General features: G+C 65.4%; 15 protein-coding genes, 1 tRNA gene and 2 pseudogenes. 9 read left to right on the forward strand and 9 right to left on the reverse strand.

The genetic code is table 11. The features are described 5' to 3' along the window. Positions 1–9 precede the first annotated feature (9 nt). From ABWP22_RS05475 to ABWP22_RS05495, 5 genes are all read right to left on the reverse strand, one after another. A complete protein-coding gene (locus ABWP22_RS05475; protein WP_353198953.1) occupies positions 10–855 on the reverse strand; it encodes an urea amidolyase associated protein UAAP1 in 846 nt (281 codons plus the stop codon). After that, a complete protein-coding gene (locus ABWP22_RS05480) occupies positions 852–1337 on the reverse strand; it encodes a CopG family ribbon-helix-helix protein (protein WP_353198954.1) in 486 nt (161 codons plus the stop codon). The genes ABWP22_RS05475 and ABWP22_RS05480 overlap by 4 nt, the downstream gene beginning before the upstream one ends. Next, the gene (locus tag ABWP22_RS05485; protein WP_353198955.1) at positions 1334–2095 is read right to left on the reverse strand and encodes an ABC transporter ATP-binding protein; all 762 of its coding nucleotides are present in this window, start codon (positions 2093–2095) and stop codon (positions 1334–1336) included. The genes ABWP22_RS05480 and ABWP22_RS05485 overlap by 4 nt, the downstream gene beginning before the upstream one ends. After that, the gene (locus tag ABWP22_RS05490; RefSeq protein WP_502951092.1) at positions 2092–2841 is read right to left on the reverse strand and encodes an ABC transporter permease; all 750 of its coding nucleotides are present in this window, start codon (positions 2839–2841) and stop codon (positions 2092–2094) included. The genes ABWP22_RS05485 and ABWP22_RS05490 overlap by 4 nt, the downstream gene beginning before the upstream one ends. Positions 2842–2944: 103 nt before the next feature. Continuing rightward, on the reverse strand, positions 2945–4009 hold the full coding sequence (locus ABWP22_RS05495) for a putative urea ABC transporter substrate-binding protein (RefSeq protein ID WP_502951090.1): 1065 nt from the start codon (positions 4007–4009) through the stop codon (positions 2945–2947). A 390-nt stretch (positions 4010–4399) separates the two neighbouring features. Here ABWP22_RS05495 and ABWP22_RS05500 point away from each other — a divergent pair. Together ABWP22_RS05500 and ABWP22_RS05505 are read left to right on the forward strand one after the other, a co-directional pair. Further along, positions 4400–4476: transfer RNA gene (locus ABWP22_RS05500), tRNA-Pro, on the forward strand. 211 nt (positions 4477–4687) lie between these two features. Next, the gene (locus ABWP22_RS05505; RefSeq protein WP_353198958.1) at positions 4688–5707 is read left to right on the forward strand and encodes an alpha/beta fold hydrolase; all 1020 of its coding nucleotides are present in this window, start codon (positions 4688–4690) and stop codon (positions 5705–5707) included. A 193-nt stretch (positions 5708–5900) separates the two neighbouring features. On the opposite strand, the gene ABWP22_RS05510 is transcribed toward ABWP22_RS05505, so the two are convergent. Beyond that, a complete protein-coding gene (locus tag ABWP22_RS05510) occupies positions 5901–7145 on the reverse strand; it encodes an acyl-CoA dehydrogenase family protein (protein WP_353198959.1) in 1245 nt (414 codons plus the stop codon). Between the two features lie 263 nt (positions 7146–7408). Continuing rightward, entirely contained in the window at positions 7409–7948 is a 540-nt protein-coding gene (locus ABWP22_RS05515; protein ID WP_353198960.1) for a GNAT family N-acetyltransferase, read from the reverse strand. A gap of 343 nt (positions 7949–8291) precedes the next feature. Between ABWP22_RS05515 and ABWP22_RS05520 the strand changes: the two genes are divergently transcribed. Together ABWP22_RS05520 and ABWP22_RS05525 are read left to right on the forward strand one after the other, a co-directional pair. Continuing rightward, entirely contained in the window at positions 8292–10040 is a 1749-nt protein-coding gene (locus ABWP22_RS05520; protein ID WP_353198961.1) for an amidohydrolase, read from the forward strand. A gap of 71 nt (positions 10041–10111) precedes the next feature. Beyond that, the gene (locus tag ABWP22_RS05525) at positions 10112–11347 is read left to right on the forward strand and encodes a saccharopine dehydrogenase family protein (protein WP_353198962.1); all 1236 of its coding nucleotides are present in this window, start codon (positions 10112–10114) and stop codon (positions 11345–11347) included. A 45-nt stretch (positions 11348–11392) separates the two neighbouring features. On the opposite strand, the pseudogene ABWP22_RS05530 reads toward ABWP22_RS05525, so the two are convergent. After that, positions 11393–11521 (reverse strand): annotated as a pseudogene (locus ABWP22_RS05530) (IS3 family transposase); the annotation flags it as partial. Positions 11522–11898: 377 nt separating this feature from the next. Here ABWP22_RS05530 and ABWP22_RS05535 point away from each other — a divergent pair. The 5 genes from ABWP22_RS05535 to ABWP22_RS05555 are packed head-to-tail and all read left to right on the forward strand — an operon-like array spanning position 11899 to position 22941. Next, the gene (locus tag ABWP22_RS05535; protein WP_353198963.1) at positions 11899–14784 is read left to right on the forward strand and encodes a CHAT domain-containing protein; all 2886 of its coding nucleotides are present in this window, start codon (positions 11899–11901) and stop codon (positions 14782–14784) included. Beyond that, positions 14781–15515, forward strand: a complete 735-nt coding sequence (locus ABWP22_RS05540) for a hypothetical protein (protein WP_353198964.1) — start codon at positions 14781–14783, stop codon at positions 15513–15515. The genes ABWP22_RS05535 and ABWP22_RS05540 overlap by 4 nt, the downstream gene beginning before the upstream one ends. Further along, positions 15512–17464 (forward strand): CHASE2 domain-containing protein, encoded by a 1953-nt coding sequence (locus tag ABWP22_RS05545; protein ID WP_353198965.1) that lies wholly within the window; start codon positions 15512–15514, stop codon positions 17462–17464. Before ABWP22_RS05540 ends, ABWP22_RS05545 begins: the two co-directional genes overlap by 4 nt. Then, entirely contained in the window at positions 17454–19148 is a 1695-nt protein-coding gene (locus ABWP22_RS05550; RefSeq protein ID WP_353198966.1) for a ShlB/FhaC/HecB family hemolysin secretion/activation protein, read from the forward strand. The genes ABWP22_RS05545 and ABWP22_RS05550 overlap by 11 nt, the downstream gene beginning before the upstream one ends. A 52-nt stretch (positions 19149–19200) precedes the next feature. Then, complete coding sequence (locus ABWP22_RS05555) at positions 19201–22941, forward strand: beta strand repeat-containing protein (protein WP_353198967.1); 3741 nt, start codon at positions 19201–19203, stop codon at positions 22939–22941. Positions 22942–23075: 134 nt separating this feature from the next. On the opposite strand, the pseudogene ABWP22_RS05560 reads toward ABWP22_RS05555, so the two are convergent. Beyond that, positions 23076–23372, reverse strand: a pseudogene (locus ABWP22_RS05560) (integrase core domain-containing protein); the annotation flags it as partial. Between the last annotated feature and the right edge of the window lie 44 nt (positions 23373–23416).

The following is a 23416-nucleotide window of genomic DNA, read 5'->3' on the forward strand; positions in this document are numbered from 1 at the left end:
CAGGCATCCTCAGCGGCGATAATGGTCTTCGACATTCAGAAAGGCGCGCAGCCCTTCCGGTGTCGCGGTGCGAATGGGATCATCGACGGGCGTGATGGCCCCGCGCCAGGCGGTCGCGCGCAGCGGCGTCACCGTGTAACCGTCACGCGGATCGAGCACGTGCGGGCAATTGGCCACGACGAAGATCAGGTCCATCTCGGCGCGCAGCAACATGTGCCGGCCGGGCGCGAACGGGCCGATCTGGGGCGTGATCGTGCCATCGCTTTCGATGCGCGCGCCCTTGAACAGGGTGATCGACGGATGCACATCGCGCCGGCCCAGGCCATGTTTGGCCGCGCCGAGCAGCAGCCGATCGCGCGCCGACGGGTGCGTGCCGCTGTTGGCACCGTCACCATAGCGCGCCGCGTTGCTGACCGGGCTGGACGCGCCGCAGAAGGCATCATGCGTGCCGGCGCTGTCCTCAACGATGCTCATCAGCACCCGGCCCATGTCGGACAAGAGCAGCTTTCCGGCACCCAGATAGGCATTCCACTGGATCTTCACCGTATCGGCGACATTCAACCGCTCGCCGGGCATTTCGGCATTGAAAATCTGGATGGTCGCCGCCGCATCACCGTGCAGATCGATCAGCCGCAGCCGGGCGCCGCGCGGCAGGCTGCGGGTGGCATAGCCGCCCGCCGCGATGGTTTCCTCCCACAGCAGATCGTCGGCCGCCACGCCGGCAGGCAGGTCGTCGGCCAGCGGCGGCAGCATCGGCATGGCCTCCACGATCGTGCCGCCCTGCGCGCGGGCGTGATCGCGCGCGGCCAGCGGATCGGCCAGCGCATGACCGGGCAGGGGCGTGTTATCCATCATTGCAGCCGTTTCCCATTTGCAGTGCGCTCTTGTTCATGCAGCGGCGGCAGCAGCGCCGTTGTGGTCACCAGATCCAGTTGCTGCACGCCGCGCACCATGCGCAGCGCATCGGCCAGCGCGCGCAGCCGCCATGCCGGCCCCTGCAGCAACAGCACCTCCAGCGACTGGTCATCCTCCAGGAAGACATGCTGGGCCGAAATCACCTCTTTCAGGAATTCGGATTCGATCTGGGCAAGCTGCGTGCGCACCCGGCCGCGATCGGCGCGATAGACCAGCGTGATGGTGCCGGCAAAGATCGCGTCGGGGTGCGCCAGCGCTTCATGCTCGGCCACGGCATTGCTGATCAACTCGGCAATCAACTGCGATCGTGTTGCAATCTGGCGTTCGTGCAGCATCGCATCGAGCTTGCGCATCAGCGCCGCCGGCAGACTGATGCTGAGCCGGGCCAAGGCGGTCAGCGGCGCGGGGCCTTGCGTTTTCATGCGCCGGCCACCGCAACCGTGTCGAGCGCCTCGTCCTTGGGCTTCAGCGCCAGATCATAGGTGGCGACCGCGCCAAAGCGATGCGGCGCGTGCGGATCGTGGCGGCGCTTGTCGAGCGCGATCACCCGCGTGCCCAGCGTGAAGGCTTCGCGGATATCGTGGGTGACCATGATGATGGTCAGGCGGTGCTGCCGCCACAGCCGGCGGATCAGCACATGCATGTCGGCACGGATGCCGGGATCGAGCGCGCCGAACGGTTCGTCCAGCAACAGGATGCGCGGGCGCATCATCAGCGCCTGGGCGATGGCGAGGCGCTGCTGCATGCCGCCCGACATCTGCGCCGGATACAGGCCGGCGGCATCGCCCAGGCCCACCGCTGCCATCATCGCCAGCGCGTCTTCGCGCGCGCTGCGCCGGGCGGTGCCGAACAGCCGGGCCAGGATCGGGCTGGCGGCGAACTCGCGGGCCAGCATCAGATTGCCCAGCGCGGTCAGATGCGGGAACACCGAATAGCGTTGGAACACCACGCCGCGGTCCGGGCCGCACTGCGCCGCCAGTGGTTGCCCATCCAGCAGGATCTGGCCGCGCGTCGGCGCTTCCTGCCCCAGCACCAGCCGCAACAGGCTGGATTTCCCGGCGCCCGATGGCCCGACGATGGAGACGAACGCGCCTTCCTCGATGCTGAGATTCAGCCGTTCCAGCACGATGCGGTCACCATATTCGACCCACACGTCGCGCATCTGCAGCAGCGCGGTCATGGCCGCCCGGCCCACGGGAACAGCCGGCGCCCGCCCGCCACCAGCGCCATGTCCATCGCGATCGCCAGCAGGGCGATCCACGCGACATAGGGAATGATGATGTCCATCGACAGATAACGCCGCACCAGAAAGATGCGGTAGCCCAGCCCGACGTCCGCCGCGATGGCTTCGGCGGTGATCAGGAACACGAACGCAGGGCCCAGCGACAGCCGCGCGGCCTGGATCAGCCGCGGCATGGCCTGGGGCAGGGCAACGCGCAGGATCACCTGCCAACTGCTGGCCCCCAGGGTTTGCGCCTTGATGATCTGTTCGGGGGGCAGGCCGGCCACATGCCCGGCCAGATCGCGGATCATCACCGGGGCGACGCCGATGACGATCAGGGCGACCTTGGCCGTCTCCCCAAGGCCCAATACGATGAACAGGATCGGCAGCAGCGCGATCGGCGGGATCACCGCCACGCCCACCACCAGCGGCCCCAGCGCGGCGCGCGCCAAGGGCAAGGCGCCCAGCGCCAGCCCGATCAGCAACGCGGTTACCGTCGCAATCCCCATGCCCAACCCCAGCCGTTGCAGGCTGGCCAGCGTATCGGCCCAGAACAGATAATTGCCGGTGAGCGGATCGGGCTGTGCCGCCAGCGCCCACAGCGCCGACGCCATCGCGCCGGGCAGCGGCAGCAGGCGATCGGCCGGATTGGCCGCGTGCCGCATCGCCGCCGCCACCAGATAGGCGATGGCCAGCGCCGCCATCGGCACTGCGCCCAGCAGCACGGCTTGCTGGCGGCTGATCTTTTGGCTCACCCCCGACAAGGCGAAACATCACTGGCATGCGGGCGTGCGTGGCTGCGCCCGATCATAGCGCACCATCGGCCGCCATCTGCATGAAGCGTTCGTCAAAGCGCAGCGTGATCCGTGCCGGATCGCCCAGCGCCTTGCCGCCCGGAAAGCCGATGCCGACGGCGTCGGCGCTGGCAGCGCCCTTGAACAACCCGCGCGAGAAGGAGAAATCGCGCACGCGGGTCATGGTGGTGATCAGCGCCGCGCTGGCCGTCGCTGCTACCGCCGCCTTCGGATCAGCATAGAAGAAGGTGGTGGCCAGTTGCTTGTCGAACTGTTCGGGGCTGGCGCCGGCCATTTGCGCCATCGCCGCGCGCGCCGCCTTGCCCTGGGCATCCTGGCGCTGCAGCAAGGCCACGGTTTCAAACCAGATGCCGGCCAGCGCCTTGCCCAGATCGGGGTTGGCCTTCAGCGTGGCCGTATCGACCACCAGCAGATCGATGATCTCGCCGGGCACGTCGGCAGAACTGAACAGCAGTTTCGCGCCCGGCTGGGCGGTGATTGCCGACAGTTGCGGGTTCCAGGTGACCGCCGCCTCGACATCCGGGCTGGCAAAGGCGGCGACGATGTCGGCATCGGCCGTGTTGACGGTTTTCACGTCGCGCAGCGTCATCCCGGCCTTGTCGAGCGCGCGCGCCAGCAGATAATGCGACACCGACAGCTCGACCAGATTGATCGGCCGACCCTTCAGCGAAGCGAGGCTGGCCGCGCCCTTGGCCACCAGGCCGTCGTTGCCGTTGGAATAATCGCCGGTGATGATCGCGCTGGTGTCCTTGCCGGCCGCCGCCGGAATGGTCAGCGCGTCCATGCTGGCCACGGTCACGCCATCCAGCTTGCCGGCGGTGAACTGGTTGACCGATTCAGCATAGTCATTGATCTGCACGATGCTGATTTTCAGGCCATATTTGTCGGCCCACTTCTTCACGATGCCGGCCTGGGCGGCATAGGGCCATGGCATCCAGCCGGCATAGATCGACCAGCCGACGCTGAATTCCGTGCGCTTCGGTGGCGGCGCATTGCTGCCGGAGCCGCAGGCGGTCGCAGCCAGGAGCAGCGCCCCACTGATGATCCTGCCAAACATGCCCATAAACCTGCCCCAAATTGTGCGACCTCGGCATGCCGGGGCGCCCGCCGGGCAGCAATCGGCAATATTACGTATTTTGATTCTGGTAATACCGGGACGCCAGCGACCATGGCCGACGCACCGAAACCCGCCCGTCGGGTCCATCGTCCGCGCGCTGGCCTGTCCTGCACGCCGCCATTCTGTCATCATCATGCTGTTCGGGAATGGTGCCGGTGACGATCCTGGACGCCTTTTCAACGCCAATTCCCGCCGGATTCGTCAATCGTGTCAAAAGCCGGGACGGGATGCCGGGCCGGGGCCGGTCTTTTGCAATCAGATGGACGGTGACAGGCCGAACAGAGCCCAGCCTTGCACTTTTCGGGGCCGTCACCTAGGGCAAGCATGCGTCGGGGAGTGGCGCAGTCTGGTAGCGCATCTGCTTTGGGAGCAGAGGGCCGCAGGTTCGAATCCTGTCTCCCCGACCATGAAGGTAAAATCGATCCTAATCAATATGTTAGGACGTTGTCGGCGCGGCTCGCCTCCAGGGCAACCTTGGCCCTGACATCAGCCGAATGCCGCTTTCTCATCGTCTTAACTCCCGTCCATGCTTCAGATCGGGAACGGTTTGACATCCTGTCCGGTTTTCCGGGACCACCTCACCATTGAACCTGCAGCATCTCAGGGCTTTGTCCTGACGTGAAAGGACCGCTAAATGCAAACGGTTTGCAAGGAGGTCCCTGCGTGGACGCACGTGATGATATCGACCCGCTTTGGGCACCGCGGCCCGATGCGCTGCCCGACTGGTTTCATGAAGCACTCGCCGTGCCGCGCGAGGAAGGCTTCATCGACGTAGCGGGAACGCGCATCCATTATTTTCGGTGGGGCGACCGCTCGCATCCTCCGATCCTGATGACGCATGGCTTTCTGGCGCATGCGCGGTGCTTTGCGTTCATCGCACCGTTTCTGGCGGGGGATCATCATGTCATCGCCTATGACCTGTCGGGAATGGGCGATAGCGCCAACCGGCCTGGCTGCGACGCGCATGCGCGCGGCGCAGAGATGGTCGGGGTTGCCGAGGCGCTTGGGCTGTTCGATGGACCGGCCAAGCCGGTCATCATTGCGCACAGCTTTGGCGCTTCGGTCGGCCTGACCGCGTTGGCGTTGGCTGCGGACCGATTTTCCGGCTTGATCCTGTGCGACATGATGGTGCTGCGGCCCGAGGTGCTGGAGGCGCGAAACCGGCAAGGCAACGGGCGTCCGGGTTCGGGCGACCCCGACAAGCCGCAACGCCGCTATCCGGACTATCCCACCGCGCGCAGCCGATACGTGCTGTCCCCGCCACAGCCTGTCGGTGAGCCGTTCCTGATGGATTATATGGCCTTTCACTCGCTGCGTCGGGCCGGCGAGGACTGGACCTGGAAATTTGATCCGCAAGTTTTCCGTCAGAACGACGCGGAGCCGGGGTGGCATGCGATGGGCAAGCGCGTTGTTGCCGTTCCGGGCCGCAAGGCCATCGTTTATGGTGCGGAAAGCCTGTTGTTCACACCGGACTCGGCTGAATATCTACGGGAATTGGGCGGCACCGATATACCGATCATGGCCATTCCGAAGGCGCGCCACCACCTCATGCTCGATCAGCCGCTGGCGTTTGTCACGGCGCTGCGCACGATCGTCGAGCTTTGGCGCACCAACGAAAACACGGGCCCAACTTTGTAAGGACTTTCCCCGGTTCGATGACGTCGCGCGCAAGGAGGCCGAAGCGGGGTGGGGGTTCCCGCCTGCTGCTACCGAAGGCGCAACCCCCACCCCGCTCGCGCCAAGAGGCGCGAGTCGCCCTCCCCGCAAGGGGGAGGGAGTTGAAGTGCATCAATCAAAACGCAATTCAATCTGAGACGGGCGGGCTGAACGATCAGTGCAGCCCCGTCTCGTGCCGTCCGACAACCATGTGGTGCACCTCGTCCGGACCATCGGCAAAGCGCAGGTGGCGAACGTCGGCATAGAGTTCGGCCAGCGGTGTCCATTGCGAGATGCCGGCGGCGCCGTGAATCTGGATGGCCTGATCGATGATCTGGCAGGTCTTTTCCGGCACCATCGCTTTCACCATGCTCACCCACACCCGCGCCTCGCGGTTGCCCAGCACGTCCATCGCCTTGGCAGCCTTCAGCACCATCAACCGCATCGCCTCGATCTCGATGCGGGCGCGGGCGATCAGTTCCAGATTCTTGCCCAGCATGATCAGCGGGCGGCCAAACGCCTCGCGGCTATTGCCGCGCTTCACCATGTAATCCAGCGCGATCTCGGCCTTGCCGATGGTGCGCATGCAGTGGTGGATACGCCCCGGCCCCAGCCGCACTTGTGAAATCTCGAACCCGCGGCCTTCGCCGAGCAGGATGTTTCCATACGGCACCCGGACGTTTTCAAAGCGCAGATGCATGTGGCCGCGCGGCGCGTGATCTTCGCTGAACACATGCATCGGCCCCAGGATCTTCACGCCAGGCGTGTCCATCGGCACCAGGATCTGGGATTGCTGGCTGCTCGCCGGGCCATCGTCGCTGGTGCGCACCATCACGATCATCACCTTGCAGCGCGGATCGCCGGCACCCGAGATATAGAATTTCTCGCCGTTGATCACCCAGTCCTTGCCATCCCGCACGGCGCGGGTGCGGATGTTCTTGGCATCGGACGAGGCCACATCAGGCTCGGTCATGGCATAGGCCGAGCGGATTTCGCCTGCCAGCAGCGGCTCCAGCCAGCGCTCTTTCTGCTCGTGCGTGCCAACCCGTTCCAGCACTTCCATGTTGCCGGTGTCGGGCGCCGAGCAGTTCAATGATTCCGATGCCAGCGGCACCTTGCCCAGTTCGGCGGCGATATAGGCATAGTCCAGATTGCTCAGCCCCTCGCCGGTTTCGGCATTGGGCAGGAAGAAATTCCAGAGGCCCGCCGCCTTGGCCTTGTCCTTCGCCGTCTGCAGCAATTCCAGCTGCCCCGGCGCCCAGCTCCAACGATCGGCGCGGCCCTTGCCCAGTTCCTCGAACTTCTCCGCAATCGGCACGACATTGTCGTTGATGTGGCGGACAACGGCATCGAAGAGCGGCCGCGCCTTTTCCGACATGCGCAGATCGTTCATCTCGGGATTGGTGAAGATATTGGTCATGGTCAGGGTCCTCTTGTCCGCCCGCATGCTTGCCGCCACGCCACGGCTGCGCAAGCCCATAATTTGGGGATGGCCCCAGGACGTAGACTCATAAAGCCGCGCGGCTGCTTTCGCCCAAGCTCAGTCGATCCATCGATCGCCAAGCGATCCCGAAACCGACCATACAAACAGATCGCTGCGTCCCCATTCTCCTTCCCCGATAAGCAATTTTGAGAAAGCCCGATAAGGAGCGCCGGTTTAGCAGTCGTTTTGCATAGGCCACCTCATGAAGAGCGCGGCAGTTCCATTCTTATCGATGGCACTTCGCCACCTGAAGCGAGGCATGGGAGCATTATTCGTCCGGTTTCAACAAAACCAAGCTTTCGAAGCACTTGCCCCGAAGCTGGATTGTCCTCGAAATAGCCGGACTGGAGAACGGGAAGGCCAAGGTTTTCAAAGCCGAACGAAACGACGGCTCTTGCAGCTTCGGTTGCAATCCCCTGACCCCAATGGGCAGGCGACAGCCAGTAGCCCAACTCGGCCGTGTTTGCAGCCTCGTCCGGCGACAGGCCGATCACGCCTAAAAGCACATCGAATCCGTGCAGGGTTATGGCCCATACCCATCCGGCAGGTACGACTTGTTCTAGAAAAAACCGAGCGTCGGACGGGCCATAAGGATGGGGAACACGTGCAAGGCGTCGGGCAACCTCCCAGTCCCCGACGATGCTCACGATGGCGTTCACGTCGCTGTCATTCGGACGGCGCAACGACAGGCGCTTGGTAGACAGATCAGGACGCTCGTACAGGGATGTGTAACTAGTCATTGCAAAGGATTATCTTGCAGCCGGCAAAAGTCAAATCACGGCACCGCTCGCTTTTCCTTAACTCGACCCCGATCGATAAAGGCGGCAATTGGATGTCATGGCAGCTGTCGGCACCGGCGACCCCGAAACCTGACTGTCCGCTCCCCACCCCATTGCAGACGTTCCCGCTTATGAGTTCACGACCTAAGGCCGGTTTTCCGTGTGACTGTATCGACCATCGGCGCTTGCAACACCGCAAGATCGCCGCCTAACATCAATCCCATATGGGGCCGACCCTCCGCCAATCTGCGCCGCCAGCTGGCTCAAATAGTCTGACGACGAACATGCCAGGGAGCAAATGGATATGAAGGCGGGTCTGTTCGCAAGCGTGCTCGGCGTCGTCCTGATATCCGTCAGTGCTACCCCGTCAACGGCCAAGGCCGATCCCGGCGGTGCGGATCTGATTCTGACCGACGCCCATGTCTATACGCTGCTCTGGGGCGAGCCCGCGCGCGATGGCAAGCCTGCGCCCGATGCGCCCTTTGCCAACGGCACGTGGCACCCCGATGCCGCAGCGGTGGCGATCCGCGGCGGCAAGATCATCTATGTCGGCAGCGACAAGGGGGCGCTGGCGCTGCGCGGCAAGCGGACCCGGGTGATCGATCTGAACGGCGCGACCGTGGTCCCCGGGCTGGTCGATTCGCATACCCATTTCGTCGAACTGGGCGCCAAGCTGGAATCGGTCGACCTGACCGATGTTGCCACCGAAGCGCAGGCGGTCGCAAAGGTGGCCGAGCGGGCAAAGTCTGTCCCCAAGGGTGAATGGATCTTCGGTGCCGGCTGGGACGAGGGGGCCTGGGCCAACCGCTATCCGGACAAGCAGCAGTTGAGCGCAGCGGTGCCCGATCATCCGGTGGTGCTGCGCAGTCTGCACGGTTTTGCCATCTGGACCAACCAGGCCGCGCTCGATGCCGGCAAGATCACCAGGGCCAGCCCGGTGCCGGTCGGGGGCGAGATGCGGCTGGGGCCGGATGGCCAGCCGAATGGCCTGTTCCTGAACCGCGCGGCAACAATGGTCGACGCGGCGGTGCCGCCCGAGCCGCAGGCGGTGGTCGCGCGCCATGCGCTGAAGGGCCTCACGCAGATGGCCAGCGACGGCTATGTCTCGGTGCACGAAGCCGGCGTGGGCGGCCAGGCGATGGCCGCACTGCAGCAGCTGGAGGACCAGAACCGCCTGCCGATCCGGGTCTATGCCTTGCTCTCGCTGCGCGACCCGCCCTTGATGCGGCAGTGGATCGCCAGGGGGCCGGACCGGGACAGTGACTCCATGCTCGTCACGCGCGCGGTCAAGGCCTATTACGACGGCGCGCTGGGATCGCGCGGGGCGCGGCTGCTGGCCGACTATGAAGACAAGCCGGGCCACCGCGGGATCAGCGGTGGCGGTTATGGCTTTGACCAGGATTTGGCCAAGGCGGCGATGAAGGCCGGCTTCCAGCTCGGGATCCATGCCATCGGCGATGCAGGCAACCGCGAAGCGCTCGATTTCCTTGAAGCGGGGTTCAAGGCTGATCCGGGCACCGCACAGGGCCGCCACCGGATCGAACACGCCCAGGTCATCTCTCCGCAAGACCAGCCGCGCTTTGCCCGGCTGGGGGTGATCGCCTCGATGGAACCGCCCCACGCGGTGGAGGACAAGAGCTGGGCCGAAGATCGCCTGGGCCCGCAGCGCGTGCCTAGCGCCTATGCCTGGCGCACGCTGCGCCGCGCTGGCGCGCGACTGACCTTCAATGCCGACAACCCGGGCTCCGATCACAGCATCTTCTATGGCCTCCATTCCGCGATCACCCGTCAGGACAAGCAGCTTCAGCCCGCCGGCGGATGGTATCCGGCAGAGCGGCTGACGATCGAAGAAGCGATCCGGGCCTATACCAACTGGTCGGCCTATGCCGCCTTCCGCGAAGACCAGACGGGGATCATTGCCAAGGGCCGATGGGCTGATCTGACGGTCATGGATATTGATCCCTTCGCCCTTGCCGGATCCGCGCCGGAAAAAATCCTGGCCGGCAAGATTCGGGCGACCATCGTCAGCGGCAAGCTGGTCTATCAGCGATAGGCCGCTGGCCGCACTTGTGCGCGTCAGCAGGCTGGGCGCTTTTTGAACAATCACTGACGCAGCAGGATAAAATGGCAGACAAGATATTCGACATCATCGTTTACGGGGCCACCAGCTTCGTCGGCCAGATCATCACGCGCTATATGCACACGCAGTTTGCCGACGGGTCCATCAAATGGGCCATCGCCGGGCGTTCGCTCAGCAAGCTGCAGCAACTCAGCGATACGATCGGGCTGGCGGGGATAGAGCTAATTGTGGCCGACGCGGCTGACGAAAACGCGTTGGTGCAAATATGTGCCCGGACCAAGGTCGTTATGTCCACCGTCGGCCCATACGCGCTTTATGGTGACCTTTTGGTGCAGGTGTGCGCCACGACCGGCACCCACTATTGCGACCTGACGGGCGAACCCCAGTGGATCCGCAAGATGCAGTCACGCCATGCGGCCGATGCGAAGGCCAGCGGCGCGCGGATCGTGCATTGCTGCGGTTTCGACTCCATCCCCTCCGATCTGGGCGTCCATTTTCTGCAGCGCCGCGCGTTGGAACACTATGGTCAACCCTGCGACCGTATCGCGATGCGCGTCGTCAGCATCAAGGGCGGCGCGTCGGGGGGCACGATCGCGAGCATGATCAACATGGTCAAGGAAGCTGTCGGCGACGCTGATCTGCGGCGCGAGTTGAAAGACCCCTATAGCCTTTGCCCGCCTGGCCATGGCTTCTCGATTACACAGCCGGATGTGAAGATCGCCTATGATGATGTCTCTGGCGGCTGGCTTGCCCCCTTCGTCATGGCGGGCATCAATATACGGGTCGTGCATCGCTCCAACGCTCTGGGCAACAAGAGCTATGGTGCTGAATTCCAGTACGAGGAAGCTGTGGTGACGGGCGGGGGCGCGAAAGGCAAGCGGAGGGCCCAAGCGGCGACTTGGGGCGTGAATGCGCTTATGGTCGGCCTGGCTGTGCCGCCTGTGCGTTGGCTGCTCGAGACCATGGTGCTGCCAAAGCCGGGCGAAGGACCAAGCGAAAAGGCGCAACTGGAAGGCGGCTTTGATCTTGTTTTCCTCGGGTCGACTGCAAAGGGCGACACGATCGGGTGCCGGGTCACAGGGGACCGCGATCCCGGCTATGGCTCAACCGCCAAGATGTTGTCTCAGGCCGCCGCCTGCCTTGCCAAAGACGTCCCTGCCGAGGTGGCGGGAGGTTTCTGGACGCCTGCGACGATCATGGGGGATTTGCTGATCGATCGACTGCAGGCGCATGCCGGACTTACGTTCAAGCTGTTGCCCCAGGCGGGCAGATCGCACTGAGTGGGGGCCGATCCAGCGCCCCTTGGCGCGGAGGCGATCTCACCTGTCCCAAATATTGCCTGAGCGGCTGATCGAACGGGTGACGCCGTTATCGACCGTCCGCTGCTGGAACTGCTCGCTGGTCTATTGGCTGCCCTGTTCGCACTGATGCAGCATGGCGTCGGGCTTGCGCCATCGTCAAACCACGATCCCCGATCAGCGTTGCCGCCTCGGGCTTGAATTCGCGGCTGGATTTGCGTCGTGGCATTCATGTTTTCCGGTTCCACAAAGCATCTTGTTTCGGTGCCCCCCGAATCCGGCAGCAGCTCATCTGGTCCAGGCCAGGCCGTGCCTCGCCAGAGCGTTCCAGCTCCGGACCGTCCAGCAAACGGGCAGCAGGCCAAGGAAATTACGACCGCTCAAGGTTCTATCTCAGAGTGCGTTTGGACATCTTTGTTGTCACTCTGGAGCCCAATTGGTTCGGAATTGGTGGATGAGGTGCGGTGACGGTTTCATATGGCCTTTGGGGAAGGGTGGCGATTTGGCTTGGTGCTGTCGCCATTGCACACCCGGTGGCTGCACTTGCGCCGGATCCCTTTGAACTGGCAAGTCTTTCAAACGAGCAATGCACGGTCACCGATGCCGGACCGCGCGGGCAGATATTGCGTTGTGACGGAAACGAGGCGGGGCGTGTGCTGCGCTTTGCCGTGCCGGTGCAGGCCGCAGGCATAAGCGAGACCGAACGGCTGACGCGCACCTGGGCGGCAACCCGCCCGCGATTGGCCCCACTGGCGGCGCTGGCGTGCCGGCCGGCCGTGACATTTGGCGATGTGCTGGTGGAAACCTGCCGCAACAGCGCCGACGGTTGGCAGCAGTTGGTGGTTGTCGCCATCGTCGGTGGCCAGTTGCGGGCGGCGATCGGCAGTGCGGCGGCAGCGCCTGCGCTGATGACCCTGGCGACCGACCGCGCTGCCCCTGCCGGGCTGGCGGCGCAAGTGGCGCAGTGGTGGCCCGATCAACCGGTGATCGGCAGCGTGCGCGATCAGCAACAGATCAGGCAATATTGGTCGCAGGGCCGCCGCGACATCGCGCAGCTGGCGGTGCAGCCAGCCGAAGCCGCCTTCAGGCAGGCGCTGTCGCTGCGGCAGCGGCTGTTGCCGAACGACGCCGCCGGCAATGCCGGCCTGGTGATGGACCTGGCGTTGGCCGTGGCTCTTTCGGGCCGTCCTGACGAGGCCGATGCCCTGATGCGGCAGGCCGAAACCGCCACCGCAGCACTGGCCGATCCGACGCGTGTGGCACGGCAGGCGGCCTACCGCACCCAGCTGGCGTTGCTGCGGGGCGATGCAGATCGCGCCATCAGCGAGGCCGCTTCGGCCGTGGCGCAATGGCGCCAGCTGTACGAAGATGATGGTCCATCTTCGCAGGCGTCGGTTCGCAGTATCGCTGGGGCCGAACTTGCAATGGCGCTCAATCTGGAGGCAACGGCGCTGTTGAAGGCCGGCGATGTCACCAGCGCAGCCGTGCGGGCCAGCGAGGCGCTGGTGGGCATCAATGCCGCCAGCGGCGCCCCGCCGTGGTGGCGCGGCGAGATCCTGGCGACGCTGGGTGAGGCCACCGCCGGACTGGGGCGCATGTCGGCGGCGGAGAAATATTTCCAGGCCGCTCTCAAGGTGCGGGAAGGATTGTTCGGCGATGCCACCGCCACCATGCGGCTTTGGGTGGCGTTGGCGCGCAGCTATCAGTCGAGCGGGCTGCCGGCCAACGCGGTCGCCACCTATCGCCGCGCCATTGCGCTGGCGGCGGGGCTACCGCGCGACCGCAACGCGTTGTCGGATGCCGATCTGATCCCCTTTGCCCAGGCCGTCGATGCGATGCTGCCGACGCTGACGGAACCGCGCGACCGGCAAGGGCTGTTGGCCGAAGTGTTCACGGCTTTCCAACTGTCGCGCGCGCCGGATCTGGAACACAGCAACAACCAGTCGGCGGCGCGGCTCGCCGAGCAGACGCCGGCACTGGCCGCGCTGCTGCGCCGGCAGTCCGCCACCGCGCAAGCCCTTGCCGAAGCCCGTGAGCGTCTGGCTGGCGAACAGGCCAAGGGCGCCGATTCCGATGATCGCCTGCCGGCCGCTGCGTTGGCGACGCTGGCAGCAGCGGTTGCCGATGGACAGCGCCAACTGGCGGCGATTGCGGCCGAGGTTGCCGGCCAGTTCCCGCAATATGGCGCGCTCGCCACACCCCGGCAGGTTTCGCTGGATGATGTGCGCGCGCGCTTGAGCGACGATGAAGGGCTGATCCAGTTCCTGATTGGCCGCGATCGTTCTTATGTGCTGCTGGCGCGCCGCACGGGCCTGCAATTGATCCCTGTCGGCCTTGGCGATGTGGCGTTGGGCGATGCCGTCCGCCGCCTGCGCCGCGGGCTGGAGATCGAGGGCGGCAGCGTCAGCGATTTCGATCTGGCGGCCTCGCACGATCTGTATCGCCAACTGCTCGGCCCCGCCGATCTGGCTGGCATCAACCGGCTCACCATCATCCCGGCCGGCGCGCTTTCGGGCCTGCCGTTCGGTGTGCTCGTCACCACGCCGCGGCAGCCCGGCCGCTATGCAGAGGCAAGCTGGCTCGTGCAGCGCCTTGCCGTCTCGCACGCGCCCAGCCTGTCGAGTTTCATGGCGCTGCGCGCCACGCAGATGGCGCGCCACGCACCCAGGATGATGCTGGCGGTGGCCAACCCGGCGCTTTCGGGCCAGCAGAGCGCCGGCTCGGTGCTGGCGCGGGCCTTTGCCGGCTGCCGGGGCGGCGGGCCGGTCGATCCGCAACTGCTGCGCAGCCTGGTGGCGCTGCCCGATACGGGGCAGGAGGTGCGCGACGCCGCCGCCGCCATCGGCGCAGTCGATGCCACCCTGCTGATGGGCGAAGGCGCATCGGAAACCGCGTTGCGCAAGGCGTCGCCGGGCGATTACCGCATCCTCTATTTCGCCACCCACGGTCTGATCCCCGGCGAACTGCAATGCCAGAACGAGCCGGGGCTGGTGCTCACTCCGCCCGCCGCACCCGTGGCGCAGGAGGCCGCCGACGGCCTGCTGGCGGCTGGCGAGATCGTTTCGATGGATCTGCGCGCCGATCTGGTGGTGCTGTCGGCGTGCAACACTGCAACGCCGGGCGGTGGGCGCACGGGTACCGGCGCGCTGGCTGGGCTGGCCGATGCGTTTTTCCGGGCCGGCGCGCGTTCGGTGCTGGCCAGCCACTGGCAGGTGCCATCGGCGGCCACCGGCGCCCTGATGCGGGGCCTGTTCGGGTCGCTGGGCGCGGATCGCAACCGTTCGGTGGACGAGGCCCTGCGCGAGGCGCAGATCGCAAGCCTGCGATCGCCCCGCACGGCCCACCCCTTCTTCTGGGGCGCATTCGTGGTGATCGGCGACGGGAAGACCGCCCCGCTCGCCGATGGAAGCCAGCCGTGATCCGCGCAGTCCATCTGTTCGCCGCCACGCTCGCCGCCGCCCTTGCCGGCACGGCTTTTGCCTACCCGCTGGTCGTGGTTGATGCGCGCGGTGGCCAGCTCCGCCCTGGTGCGCGGGTCGACAGTGCGGCCCCGCTGTCCCTGAAACCGGGCGAGCGTGTCGTGCTGGTTGGCCCTGATGGCCGGGTCAGCATCGTACAGGGGCCGCACAATGGCCCGCCGGCTGCGGCTGGCGGCCCCGTACAGAACCCGCGGCTGGCGCTGGCGGCGCTGATCGCCACGCGCAACGATCGCGCCAGCACAGTGGGGGCGGTACGCTCGGGTGCTCTGGCGGCCGCTCTGCCCGCGCCATGGCTGATCGACGTGTCGCGGCCGGGCGAACGCTGCATCCGTGACGATGCGCCGCCGATTTGGTGGCGCCCTGCCACCAGTGATGCGGCCAGCTTTGTCGTCTATCCGGTGGATCGCTCCTGGCGGGCGAATTTCCAGTGGAAGCCCGGGGAGGACCAGATCACCGCGCCGGCGCTTATGCGGCTGGATGGTGCCAAGATGATCGTCATCAAGACCGGCACGCAGGAACGCGCCATCCGGCTCAACATCATCCCGGCCGACATCACTGATCCTGCGGTTTTGGCGGCGTGGATGCTCGAAAAGGCCTGCGTGCAGCAGGCCGATGCGCTGATGCGGCAGATCGAGGCCGGCCTGGCTGCCCCGGTACCGCCCTCGTCATGAATGCGCGTTGGGCCCCTTTTCTGACGGCCGTGGTGGTCTCCATCGTGGCGTCAGGCGCGGTGTTGCTGATCGCCCCCTTGAAGCAACTGGAAACCCGGTTGCAGGATATCCGCGTGGCGGCGATGCAGGCACCCATGCCGCCGTCGTCCGATCTGGCGGTGATCGCCATCGACGAGGCCACACTGGCGCGCTTCGCCTATCGTTCTCCCATTGATCGTGCGTTTCTGGCCGATGCGATCATTGCGCTGCAAGCCAAGGGCGTGCGCGCCATCGGCGTCGACGTTCTGATCGATCAGCCCACTGAACCCGCCAAGGACGACAAGCTAAAGGCCGTGATCGCCACTGCCAAGGTGCCGTTGCGGTTCAGCTTCACGGCGTCGAAAACGATCATGACGCCCGAACAGAACGCCTATCAACAGGCGTTCGTGCCACCGGCCAACCGCATGGAGGCCCTGCTGTTGACGGATGCGTTCGACGGCACGGTGCGGCGCATCAATCCGGGTGGCGAGGAGGTGAAGGGCCAGCGCCGTTACACGCCGACAGCGCCGATGGGCTTTGTGCCTTCGATGGTGAAATTGTCGGGCGGCACCCCGCCGACCACCGCGCAGGACATTGCGTGGCGGCCACGACCCGATGCCGAAAACGCCGCGATCCCCACGTTTTCGGCGCTGTATCTGCCCTTTCTGCCGGATGAACTGTTGCGCGGGCGCACCGTTCTGCTGGGGGCGGCGCTGTCGATCACCGATCGCCATCTGACGCCGCTTTCAATCATCGATGATGGTGATCTGGGCAATATGCCGGGCGTGCTGGTGCAGGCGCACGGCATCGCCCAATTCCTCGAAGGCCGCGCCGCGCCGGTGGTGCCGCCGGCAATGCTGTTCGGCGTATCGGCAGCCTTTGCCGCAGCCGGCGTCGGCATCAGTCTGTTGCGGCGGGGCATTGCCGTCAATGTGACGCTGGGCGCGGTGCTGCTGGCGGCGTGGTGGGCCGGCGCGATCATCGGCTTTGGCCACGGCCTGCCGATGTTGCCGCTGCTTGGCCCCAGCCTGGCGCTGGCTGGCGCGATGTGGATCATGGATCTTCTTATCGGCCGCGGCGAGCGCCAGCAGCGCGAGTTCATCCAGCGCACCTTCTCACGCTATGTGTCGCCGGCCGTGGTGGAGGAACTGATCCGCAATCCCGAAAGCGCCACCGTGTCCGGCCGCCGCCGCGATGCCAGCTTCCTGTTCACCGATATCGCCGGCTTCACCACGCTTTCGGAAGGGCTGGAACCCGAAGCGCTGTCGGATCTGCTCAACGCCTATCTGGACGGCGCCTGCACGATCGTGCTGCGCCATCAGGGCACGATCGACAAATTCATTGGCGACGCCATCATGGCGGTGTTCAACGCACCGATTGAACAGGCCGATCATGCCGACCGCGCCGTCAGGTGTGCGCTCGACCTGGATGTCTATGCCGAACAGTTCCGCAAGGATGCCGTGGCGCGCGGCGTGCCGATGGGGGTGACGCGCATCGGCATCCATCGTGGCGAAGCCGTGATCGGCAATTTCGGGTCGCAATCGCGCATGGATTTCACTGCGCTGGGCGACACGGTGAATACGGCGGCGCGCACCGAGGGCGTGAACAAATATTTCGGCACGCGCATCTGCTGCACCCAATCGATCGTCGATACCTGCCCGGAACGCCGCTTCCGCAAGATTGGCGACATCCAGTTGAAGGGCAAGCTGACAGCGACCGGCCTGTATGTGCCGATCGCCGATACCGAGGATCGGGCGCTGATTGGCGATTATGCCGATGCCTATGAATTGCTGGCTGCCGAAGCGATCGAGGCGGAGCCGCGCTTTGCGGCGCTGCTGGGCCGCTTTCCGGATGATCCGCTGGCCCGATTCCATCACGAACGGCTCGTGGCCGGCAAGCACTCAACGATGGTGTTGATGGATGACAAGTGACCGCAATCCGGCCCGCGTGGCGCTCGTGCTATCGCTGGTCGCCGGGGCGCCGGCAGCAGCGCAGACGGTTCCGCGCGTGGTGCTGCCGCCGCAGGCCGATATCTCGCGCCAGCGCGTGGCGCCGCTGCCGCTGCCCGAACGCACTTATGATCTCAATCTGCTCACCCCCGAACGTTCCGCCGTGCCACGTGCCGTGGACGAACTGGAATTTTCGGTGCGCCGCATCCGGGTGACCGGCGCCACCGTGTTCAGCGATGCCGAACTTGCCCGCATCTTTGCACCGCTGGAAGGCCGCAAGATCGCGCTGGATGATCTGCGCCGCGCCACTGAAAAGCTGGAGGCGCTGTACCGCGCGCGCGGCCATTTCCTCACCCGTGTGCTGGTGCCGCCGCAGGCGGTGCGCGACGAAACGCTGGACGTGCAGGTGCTGGAAGGCTTCATCGCCGAACTGTTCGTCGAAGCGCCCAATGCCAGGATGGCAGCGTTGGGCAGGCGGATGGTAGGGCCCGTCACCCGCGCGCGGCCGGTGCGGCTCGTCGATCTGGAATCGCCGATGCTGCTGTTGAACGACATGCCGGGCATCCGCGCCACCAGCGTGCTCAAGCCCGGCGTGGCGCCGGCGAGCAGCGATCTGGTGCTGAAGGTGGAGCGACGGCCACCGCAGTCCTTCGTCAATTTCTCCAACCTGGCATCGGATGCGATCGGGCCGATGACGCTGGCGATGGGCACCACGATCTCACAGCCGCTGGGGCTGGCCGGCGCAACCGATCTGACGCTGCAGGCGGCTGGCGAACGGCTGCACGAACTGCAGGTGTTGACCATCCGCCATGCGATCCCGATCGGCGGGCGGGGCATCGTTGCCGCCGTGGGTCTGGTGGTGGCGCAGGCGCGCCCCGGCGGCGACGTTTCGGCGCTCGGTCTGCTCAGCCATTCCGGATCGGGCAGTGTGCGGTTGCGGCTGCCGCTCATCCGCAACCGCGCCGACGCGTTGTTTGCGGAGGCTGGCTTCGCCGTGAACCGCAGCTTTGTTTCCGCGCTGGGCGAGGCGGTGACACAGGATCGCAGCAGCGTCGCGGATGTCGCGCTGGCGTGGCGACAGGTCGGCTGGCTGGGCGGCGACATGAACCTGCGGCTGGGCTTCTCGCAAGGCGTGCTGGCCTTCGGCGCCAATGATCGCGACGTGCGGTTGCCGTCGGTGCTGGGCTTTGCACCGAATTTCCGCAAGCTGACCCTGCTGTGGCAACGGAACCAGCCGCTGTTCGGCCCGTTGAGCGCCGGGTTCGTCGTGCAGGGCCAGTATAGCGGCCAGCGGCTGCTGTCGGGCGAGCAGATGATGTTCGGCGGCAGTCTGATCGGGCGTGGTTATGATCCGTCGAGCATCATCGGCGACAAGGGCATCGGCGGCCTTGCCGAACTGCGACTGAACCTGCGGCGCCTTTCGGTGAAGGGGCGTGTCGAGAATCTCCAGCTCTATGGCTTTGGCGATGCGGCAGAGACGGTGGTCAATCCCCTGGCTGGTGGCACGGCCGCCACCAGCCGCCTGTCGACGCTGGGGATCGGCCTGCGGGCGCTGGCCTTCCGCCGGATCGCTCTGGATGCCCATATCGCCAGCGCGCGGCGCACCGTTTCGGAAACGACCGGGCGCGGCGAACGCGTCAATCTCACCGCGACCTTGTTGTTCTGAGGGGGGTGCCATGATCAATAGGAAGCCACCCTGCTTTGGCCACCGCGCCCGCATGGCTTTGCTCGCCGTTGCCGCGCCGATGGCGCTTTCATTGGCCGCATTGCCGGCGCGCGCGCAGATCAATGTGCCGACCACGACGCCGCCGTTTGCGGTCAGCGCCGGCACCATCGGCAGTGTCGTCACCAGTGGCGACGGCTTGACCACCACCATCACCCAGACCAGCCAGCGCGCGGTGCTGGATTGGCAGCAATTGTCGGTGGCGTCGGGCAAGACCCTGGTGTTCAGTCAGCCCAATGCCGGTGCGATCACGCTGAACCGCGTCGCGACCGGCGGGCAGGGAACGTTGATCGACGGCACGATCAGTGCCAACGGCAAGGTGTGGATCCTGAACCCATCGGGCCTGTTCATTGGCACCGGCGGTCGCATCACCACCGCTGGCTTCCTGGCGTCAACCGGCAGCATCAAGATCGCCGATTTCATGGCCGCGGCCAACCAGTTGACGATTACGGGCGTGACCGATTCCAACATCTTCAACCAGGGCCAGATCATCATCAACGCTGCGGCTGGCACCGGTTATGCCGTGCTGGCGGGCACGCGCGTGCAGAACGGCCAGAGTTTTGTCAGTGGCGTCACCACGACCGGGGCCGGCAGCGCGCTGATCGCGGCGGAGCTCAACAGGATCGCGCTGGGCGCCGGCAATGCCTTCACGCTGGATTTTGCCGGTGACGGTCTGATCAACTTCGCCGTCGCCCAGAATCTGACCTCGCAGCAGATCGGTGGCGGCATTTTCAACAATGGCACGCTTTCAGCCGCCGGCGGCACCATCGTGATGACCGGTCGCGCCGCCGCTGAAGCGGTTGGAGCGGTGATCAACACCAACGGCATGGTCATGGCGCAAAAAGTGGGCATCCGTTCCGGCCAGATCGTGCTCGATGCCGGCCCCGGCGGACGCATCGCGGCCGGCGGCACCATCATGGCGCAAGGCCTTGCCGAAGGCCAGATCCGGTTCACCGGCAATGTCGAATTGACCGGACCGACATTGATCGACACCGATGGCACGTTGCTGATGCAAGGCAATGTGACCGCAGCGCCAACCACTGGGACCTTCGGATCAGCCCTGTCCAGCGGCACGCCCTTGGCCAGCCAGAACATCGGTCTCGGGTCGAATGCGGTCACGGTCGACACGGTCAATGTCACGTCGACCTCGTCGACCTCGTCGACCTCGACAAGTTCGACAACTTCCACGACCTTGACGAGTTCGGCGACTTCGCCGCTCAGCATCCGGGCCGGGCAGTTGACTGCCGGCTCCATCGCGCTGTCGTCAGCCCCGGTCAGCCTGGAAATCCTGAACACGGGCACCATCAGCGGCGGCGTTGCGTCCGTCTCGCTCGGCAAGAGCGGGCCAGGCGTGCTCCGGCTTGACGGTGCCAGCAACACACTCGGCGAGCTTGTGATCAAGGACGGGGTGCTGGTGACGGGCAATATCGCCAACATCGCCAAAACGCCGATCATCATCAGTGGCGGCACGCTGCGGGCTGAATCGGCTGTGGCCGCGACGCTGTCCAACCCCATCACGGTGAGGTCGTCTGGCGAAATCGAGCTTCAGGGAGCCGCCGATTGGACCGTGATATCGGCAATCGACGCTGCCAGATCAGCCGTCGGCGACACCGAGCTGACAATAACCGCCCAGGCTGGCCTCACACTCAACGGCGTGATCGGCAGCACCGGGAAGCTGACAAGCTTCCTCAGCAAGTCCGCTGGCCGCCTGAGGCTGGGCCCTGACGCGCAGATCAAGACGACCGGATTGATCGGTCTGGCCGGGAAGGCCGGCTTCATCAACGACGCGACCGCCTCGCTGCCGCTTGATCCTGGCGAATCCAACTGGCTGGTGTGGAGCGGCAACGCCAACCCCTTCTCGGCAACGACGGGCGACAAGCCGGGAGCGCTGGCTTACCAGTTCCGCCATTACAACATCACCGAAGCGCAGGTCGAAGGCGGGGCACCACCGCCCGAAACCCTGCCTGACGCAAACGGCTTCCTGTATGCGATTGCGCCAGTGCTGTCCCTGACAAGCAGCGCGCCTGTCACCAAGGTTTACGACGGCACCGACGCCGGCAGCCTGCCCGTTGACCAGGTTGGGCTTACCGGCGCGATCAACGGCGATCTTGCCACCATTTCCATTTCGTCGGGCGGCGTGCGCTTCGATCGCTCCGACGTTCTTGCAACCAAGTTATTGATCCCCGAATTTTCCATTACCGTGCGCGACAGCGCCGGCCGGTCGGTGCTGGGCTATAGCGTGCCGCAATTGGTCGGCGGCGGCTTGCCCGGTACAATTACGCCGCGTCCGCTTGCTGTCGGCCTGATCGGCGTGGTCGAACGCGTTTATGACGGCAGCAGCAGCGTGCTTCTGACCGCCGGCAATCTCAGCATCACTGGCCTCGTCAGCGGCGAGCGCATCACCGTCACCAAGACGGCGGCCACGCTGGCATCGGCAAATGTTGGCAGCAACATAACGACCGTGCTGACCCTGGGCGCAGCGGACTTTGCCGCCGCGCAGGGCACGCTCCTTTCGAACTACGTGTTGCCGACCAGTGCCACCGGCAAGATCGGCAACGTCACGCCGCGTGCGCTCACTGTCGCTCTGATCGGTTCGGTGCAGCGGTCCTATGACGGCACCACCGCGGCTGCGCTGTCGGCCAGCAACTTTGGATTTTCCGGCCTGGCAACTGGCGAGAGCATCAGCGTCACCCAGGCCCAGGGCAGGTTCGCCAGCGCCAATACCGGCAGCGGCCTTCTGGTATCCGCCACGCTGGGCGGCAGCAACTTTGCCGCCGGCACCGGCACCTTGCTTTCCAACTACAGCCTGCCGCAATCGGTTTCGGCGGCGATCGGTTCAATCACACCGCTCACCCTTCTCTATGTCGCCGAAACCGCAACGCGGACGGTTGGACAGGTCGATCCCTTGTTCAAGGGCAGCGTCACCGGGTTCATCGCCAGCGAAACATTGGCAAGCGCGACCACCGGCACGCTGGTGTTCGGAACCACCGCCACCGACAAGAGCCCCGCCGGCCCCTATCCGATCAATGGCAGCGGGCTGACCGCCACCAATTATGTCTTTGCGCAGGCGCCCACGAATGACTCGGCGCTCACCATCACGTCCAATGTTGTCAGCACCATCACCGCCGCCATCAGCTCAGTGAACAGCAGCGTGACCACCACGGTGGCCGCCATACCCTCGCTCGCAACAGCAACAGCAACAGTAACAGCTCCGGCAACAGCAACAGCTCCGGCAACAGCAACAGCTCCGGCACAAGCACCGGCACAAGCACCGGCACAAGCACAAGCACAAGCACCGGCAACAGCACCAAGCGAGCCGGCCGCCGCTCTTCCGGCATCCGGGCGTGCCCCTGCGCCTGCCCCTGCCCCTGCGCCTGCGCCTGCGTCGTCGCCGCCGCCGCCGGAACTGCCGCCGCTCGACGCTGCGCCAGCACCTGCCCTTGCGCCGGTGGCAGAGGCGGTACGGACCAGCTTGGTTGCGATCGTCGCGCCGCCGGTGGAGCCGAGCCCGCCCTCGCCGGTGCCGGCAGAGCCTTATCCAGTGCCGCCAGACGCCGAAGATGTTGGTGATCCGGTGTTGCAGTTGGCCGAGCAGGGCCCGGCCAGCCGCACCGACACCTCCGCGCCGCGGGCGGTGCAGATCGCGCCGAATATCACGCTTGAAACCGGAAGCTTGACACCGCCTCCGGCGGTCGATGCGTTGTCCTATTCGGTGTTCGTTACGGTCGGCTATTGAGCGCGCAACAGCGTGACGGGATCAGGCTGTGAACGACCTGCAGCAATCGCTTCACCCGGCGGCGTAAAGCCGGTGTTCGGGACCGGCTGATGGAATGGCAACGGGGTTGGGCGCACGCCCCAACTCCGTTGATCGGCGATCTCGGCGGGGGTGCGCCCGTACAGTTTCGCGTGCGGCCTGATCATGTTGTAATCGTGCTACCCGGCAGCCAGGATCGACCTGGCGTGGGCCAGCGAGGTGAACGGCGTCTCGTTGAGGCATTCGTCGTGCAGCCGGCCGTTGAAGCTCTCCACGAAGGCGTTCTGCGTCGGCTTGCCCGGCACAACGCAATGCCGTTCGACTTGGCGTTCCTGTGACCAGCGCAGGATCGAGGTGGAGGTCGGTTCGGTGCCATTACCACTGATCAGCATCAGCGGCTTGCCGCGTGCCGCCACCAGCCTTCCCATCGAAGCCATGCATGGATGCATCGATAACC

The sequence above is a fragment of the Sandarakinorhabdus sp. genome (assembly GCF_040398665.1).
GTDB lineage: Bacteria > Pseudomonadota > Alphaproteobacteria > Sphingomonadales > Sphingomonadaceae > Sandarakinorhabdus.